The organism is Kitasatospora sp. NPDC059817 (assembly GCF_042731835.1).
In the GTDB taxonomy this organism is placed as follows: domain Bacteria; phylum Actinomycetota; class Actinomycetes; order Streptomycetales; family Streptomycetaceae; genus Kitasatospora.
In genome coordinates this window covers 773-5,904 of the sequence record NZ_JBHWIR010000202.1, presented here as the reverse complement: position 1 = coordinate 5,904, position 5,132 = coordinate 773, and the positions used below count along the sequence as shown (strand labels likewise).

General features: G+C 74.5%; 5 protein-coding genes. 4 read left to right on the top strand and 1 reads right to left on the bottom strand.

Translation table 11 applies throughout. From position 1 onward, the window contains the following. Positions 1–115 precede the first annotated feature (115 nt). The gene (locus tag ACFV61_RS30170; protein ID WP_380430519.1) at positions 116–967 is read right to left on the bottom strand and encodes a hypothetical protein; all 852 of its coding nucleotides are present in this window, start codon (positions 965–967) and stop codon (positions 116–118) included. A 306-nt stretch (positions 968–1,273) separates the two neighbouring features. Here ACFV61_RS30170 and bioB point away from each other — a divergent pair, with 306 nt between their 5' ends. The 4 genes from bioB (at position 1,274) to ACFV61_RS30150 (ending at position 5,092) form a co-directional block, all read left to right on the top strand. Further along, the gene (gene bioB / locus ACFV61_RS30165; protein ID WP_380495040.1) at positions 1,274–2,509 is read left to right on the top strand and encodes a biotin synthase BioB; all 1,236 of its coding nucleotides are present in this window, start codon (positions 1,274–1,276) and stop codon (positions 2,507–2,509) included. A 22-nt stretch (positions 2,510–2,531) separates the two neighbouring features. Further along, complete coding sequence (locus tag ACFV61_RS30160; protein WP_380495038.1) at positions 2,532–3,836, top strand: adenosylmethionine--8-amino-7-oxononanoate transaminase; 1,305 nt, start codon at positions 2,532–2,534, stop codon at positions 3,834–3,836. After that, the gene (bioD, locus tag ACFV61_RS30155) at positions 3,833–4,567 is read left to right on the top strand and encodes a dethiobiotin synthase (protein WP_380430510.1); all 735 of its coding nucleotides are present in this window, start codon (positions 3,833–3,835) and stop codon (positions 4,565–4,567) included. Before ACFV61_RS30160 ends, bioD begins: the two co-directional genes overlap by 4 nt. 90 nt (positions 4,568–4,657) lie before the next feature. Further along, on the top strand, positions 4,658–5,092 hold the full coding sequence (locus tag ACFV61_RS30150; RefSeq protein ID WP_079135370.1) for a hypothetical protein: 435 nt from the start codon (positions 4,658–4,660) through the stop codon (positions 5,090–5,092). The last annotated feature ends 40 nt before the right edge of the window (positions 5,093–5,132 follow it).

Genomic DNA, 5,132 nt, shown 5'->3' with positions numbered 1-5,132 from the left:
GGGGCGGGGGGGGCGGTGCGCGGCCCCCGGGGGGGCGGCGGGGGGGGGGGCGCCGGCCCCCCCCCCCCGCGCGGGCGGGGGCGCCCCCCCCGGGGGGGGGGGGCCGGGCGCGGCGTCACATCCAGACGAACGGCGCGCCCGCCGCGTAGGAGAGCGCGCGGGTCGCCTCCTCCAGGGTCTGCTCGGTGGTGAGCGCCGGGCCCGACGGCGTCGAGGCCGGGGTGGACTGGGTGCCGGGGCCGGGCGTGCGGGCGTCGCTGAGCCGGGAGCTCACCACCGTCACGTAGTGCCCGACCGCCTCGACCCGCGGCTCGGCCGACTTGGGCCCGCCGGAGGACGGCGCGGGGGCGGCGTTGGTGTCCGGAAGGATGAAGGCGAGCGCGCCGGGCTTGCCGCGCAGGGTGTCGGCGGCCCGGGTGGCGGCGGTCTGGTCGCCGAAGCGCAGGACGGTGACACTGCTGAGCACCGGGCGGTCCTGGCCGGTGAAGCTGACGGTCAGGTAGGCCTGGCAGCCGGTGTCCTTGAGCAGTTCCTGGGTGCGGTCCTGCAGCACCTCGGTGCAGTTGCCGCCCTGCCGGATGGCGCCACGCCGGGCCTTGTACCCGGCGGCCTCGACCGGCCGCTGGGCGGGGAAGAGGCTGTCGGCATTGAGGCCCTCGGGGTCGGTGCGCGGCGGCGGGGTCCCCACCACCGGCGGCGTCCTGGCCGCGTCCTTGCTGGACGGGCCGAGCCCGGGTATGTAGTCGCCGGGCATCGGGCGGGTGATGATCCATCCGCCGGCGGCCACCACTCCCACCACGACGACCCAGCCCACGGCCCGGCGGGCCGTCAGCCGCCTGCCCCTGCCGCCGACCCGACTGCCGCTCAGGTCCGTGCCCGCGCCGGCGGGGGCCCCGCCGGTCCGCCGCACTGCCTGGCCGTTCTGGCCCTCTCCCGGAGTCGGGGTGCGCTCCCCCTGCGTGGTCATGGCGCAGATTCTAAGCAACCGTCGGGTGGCGTGGATCACGGGGTGGGGGGTTGCCGGTCACCGCCGCGTGCCGGCACCCGCGACCGTCCGGCGCGCGTACCGGCGACCGCCCCGCGCCGGCCTGTCCGGCCCTTCGCCGCGACCGCGCCCTACCGGCCGGTAACCTCCGATTCGCACCGGCGTCAAGCTCGTGACCAGCAACGACACCGTGAGCTTCGACACTGTGGCAAGTGGCACATCCTTCCGCCGATCTTCTGGCGGGTTCCCTCTGGCGCCATTCGAGCGCCACCAGGCAGGATCGGCCCCATGGATCTGCTCGATACCCTCACCGCCAAGGGCCTGCGCGGCGAAGTCCCGACCCGCGAGGAGGCCCTGGCCGTCCTCGCCACCACCGACGACGAGCTGCTGGACGTCGTCGCCGCGGCCGGCAAGGTCCGCCGGAGGTGGTTCGGCCGACGCGTGAAGCTCAACTACCTGGTGAACCTCAAGAGCGGGCTCTGCCCGGAGGACTGCAACTACTGCTCGCAGCGGCTGGGCTCCAAGGCCGAGATCCTCAAGTACACCTGGCTCAAGCCCGACCAGGCCGCCGAGGCGGCCCGCGCCGGGGTGGCCGGCGGCGCCAAGCGCGTGTGCCTGGTCGCCAGCGGCCGCGGCCCCACGGACCGCGACATCGACCGGGTCACCGACACCATGGCCGCCATCAAGGACGCCGACCCCGAGGTCGAGATCTGCGTCTGCCTCGGCCTGCTCTCCGACAACCAGGCGGAGCGGCTGAAGGCGGCCGGCGCCGACGCCTACAACCACAACCTCAACACCTCCGAGAAGACCTACGGCGACATCACCACCACCCACACCTACGCGGACCGGGTGGACACCGTGCAGAAGGCGCACGGCGCGGGTCTGTCCGCCTGCTCCGGCCTGATCGCCGGCATGGGCGAGAGCGACGAGGACCTGGTCGACGTGGTGTTCGCCCTGCGCGAGCTCGGCTCGGACTCCGTCCCGGTCAACTTCCTGATCCCGTTCGAGGGCACCCCGCTCGCCAAGGAGTGGAACCTCAGCCCGCAGCGCTGCCTGCGCATCCTGGCGATGGTCCGCTTCGTCAACCCGGACACCGAGGTGCGGATCGCCGGCGGCCGCGAGGTGCACCTGCGCTCGATGCAGCCGCTCGGGCTGCACGTCGCCAACTCGATCTTCCTCGGCGACTACCTGACCAGCGAGGGCCAGGCCGGGCAGACCGACCTCGACATGATCAAGGACGCCGGGTTCGAGGTCGAGGGCGCCGGTGAGGCCACCCTGCCCCGCCACCGCGCGGACGTCGCGGCGGCCTCCTCCTGCGGCACCGCGGCCTCGGCCTGCGGCAGCGGCGGCGGCTGCGGCCCGTGCGGCGGGCACGCGCACGCGCCGGCCGACGCCCCCGTCGCGGTCGACGCCGACACCGACGCCGCCTCGGACGCCTCGGACGCCTCGGACGGGGAGCTGCGCAGCGATCTCGTCAAGGTCCGGCTTCGCGGCGCCGGCACCGAACTCGCGCCCAATGCCTGATAGTTCTGGAGACTGACGCATCATGCCCCAGCTGTCCGCGGACACGCTGCTCGCCCTCGACCGCGCCCACGTCTGGCACCCGTACGGGCCGATGCCCGGCACCGCCACCCCGTACGTGGTCGAATCCGCCTCGGGGGTCCGGCTGCGCCTCGCCGAGCCCGTCGCGGGCGGGCGGCGCGAACTCGTCGACGGGATGTCGTCCTGGTGGGCGGCCATCCACGGCTACCGGCACCCGGTGCTGGACGAGGCCGTGCGCGAGCAGCTGGGGCGGATGAGCCACGTCATGTTCGGCGGGCTCACCCACGAGCCCGCCGTCCGGCTGGCGGCGACGCTGGTCGAGATCACGCCCGAGCCGCTGCAGCACGTCTTCCTCGCCGACTCGGGCTCGGTGGCCGTCGAGGTCGCGCTGAAGATGTGCCTCCAGTACTGGCAGTCCACCGGCCGCCCGGCCAAGCGCCGGCTGCTGACCTGGCGCGGCGGGTACCACGGCGACACCTTCCACCCGATGTCCGTCTGCGATCCGGACGGCGGCATGCACCACCTGTGGGACGGGGTGCTGCCCGGGCAGCTGTTCGCCCCGCAGCCGCCCGCCGGGTTCGACGCCCCGCTCGACGCCGGGTACGCGGCCGAGTTCGAGGAGCTGATGGCCCGGCACGCCGACGAGCTGGCCGCCGTCATCGTCGAACCGGTGGTGCAGGGCGCCGGCGGGATGCAGTTCCACTCCCCCGCCTACCTGCGGATGCTGCGCGAACTCTGCGACCGGTACGGGGTGCTGCTCGTCTTCGACGAGATCGCCACCGGATTCGGCCGCAGCGGCGCGCTGTTCGCCGCCGACCACGCGGGCGTCTCGCCGGACGTGATGTGCCTGGGCAAGGCGCTCACCGGCGGCTACCTGACCCTCGCCGCCGCGCTGTGCACCGGCGAGATCGCCGACGGCATCAGCCGCGGCGAGATGCCGGTGCTCGCGCACGGGCCGACCTTCATGGGCAACCCGCTGGCCTGCGCGGCCGCCAACGCCTCGCTGGAAGTGCTACTCGGCCAGGACTGGGCGGTCGGGATCAAACGCATCGAGGCCGGACTCGCCGACGGGCTCGCGGCCGCCGCCGACCTCCCGGGCGTCCGGGACGTCCGGGTCCAGGGCGCCATCGGCGTCGTCCAGCTGGACCACCCGGTGAACGTCCCGGCGGCCACCGAGGCGGCCGCCCGGGCCGGCGTCTGGCTGCGCCCCTTCCGGGACCTGATCTACACCATGCCCCCCTACGTGACGGAGGACGAGGACGTGGCACGCATCGCCGACGCCGTGACCGCTGCGGCGGTGGCCGGATGAGCGCGCGGATCCTGTTCATGACGGGCACCAACACCGAGGTCGGCAAGACGGTCGCCACGGCGGCGGTCGCCTCGGCCGCGCTGCAGGCCGGCCTGCGGGTCGCGGTGCTCAAGCCCGGGCAGACCGGGATCGCCCCCGGCGAACCCGGCGACGCCGATGAAGTCCGGCGCCTGGCCGGTGACCTGACGATCCGTGAACTCGTGCGCTACCCGGAGCCGCTGGCGCCCGACACCGCCGCCCGGCGGGCCGGGATGCCCTTCCTCTCCCCCGCCGAGGTGGCCGACGCCGTCGCCGAACTGGCCGCCGGGCACGACCTGGTGCTGGTCGAGGGCGCGGGCGGGCTGCTCGTCCGCTACGACGACGAGGGCCGCACCCTGGCCGACCAGGCCCGGGCCGTCCTGGACGCCGGGCTGCCGGCCGAGGTCCTGCTCGTCGCCTCCGCCGGGCTGGGCACACTGAACATCGTCGCGCTCTCCGCGGAGGCCCTGGCCGCCCGCCGGCTGCCGCTCGCGGGCGTGCTCGTCGGCTCCTGGCCCACCGCCCCCGGGCTCGCCGAGCGCTGCAACCTCGCCGACCTGCCGCGCTCGGCCGGCGCCCCGCTACTCGGCGCCCTGCCGGAACGCGCCGCAGCCGCCGCGGACTTCGCCGCCCTCGCCGTCGCCTCGCTCGCCCCGGAGCTGGGCGGCAGCTGGGACGCGAAGCACTTCGCGCACACCCATCGGCCCGAATAGGCCCGGCTTCGCTCGAAGGTGTGATTCCGGCGCCCGAACCCTGGGTTCGGACGCTACGGGCTCAATACCGTTCCTCCTATGACAGACGGGATGACGGTAGACGAGTCTCTTCGGGCCCTGGCCGCCCTGGAGGCTGCGTGGAAGGACGACGACGAGGCGCTGTCCGCCCTCGCCGCGGGCGGTGCGGACGAGCGGTCGCTCCCGGCGCTGGTCGCCGCGTACGGCGAGCACGCGATGGACACCCTGATGGCCCTGGCCTTCGGCCTGCGGTCCACCATGAGCGACGAGGAGCTCGCCGAACTCTCCGACGCGGTGAGCTCCAACATCGGCGCCCGGATGAGCGCCCTGCTCACCCAGGCCCTGAAGACCTGGGGCACCCTCGCGCCCCGGGACGACCTGGCGGTGACCAAGGCCATCGCCCACGCGGTGATCGACTCCATGCGCGCCGTGACCGAGGACCCGAGCCAGACCGAGGTCCTCCCCCTGCTGGCCACCTTCCGCACCTACGCCCTCAACGGCGCCTGACACCGAAACTTCGGCGCGGGCTTCGAGACCCCTCGAAGCC

Bases quoted from the DNA above. Each gene is read 5' to 3' on its own strand.
- ACFV61_RS30170 (WP_380430519.1), bottom strand. From the start codon at position 967: ATGACCACGCAGGGGGAGCGCACCCCGACTCCGGGAGAGGGCCAGAAC.
- bioB (WP_380495040.1), top strand. From the start codon at position 1,274: ATGGATCTGCTCGATACCCTCACCGCCAAGGGCCTGCGCGGCGAAGTC.
- ACFV61_RS30160 (WP_380495038.1), top strand. From the start codon at position 2,532: ATGCCCCAGCTGTCCGCGGACACGCTGCTCGCCCTCGACCGCGCCCAC.
- bioD (WP_380430510.1), top strand. From the start codon at position 3,833: ATGAGCGCGCGGATCCTGTTCATGACGGGCACCAACACCGAGGTCGGC.
- ACFV61_RS30150 (WP_079135370.1), top strand. From the start codon at position 4,658: ATGACGGTAGACGAGTCTCTTCGGGCCCTGGCCGCCCTGGAGGCTGCG.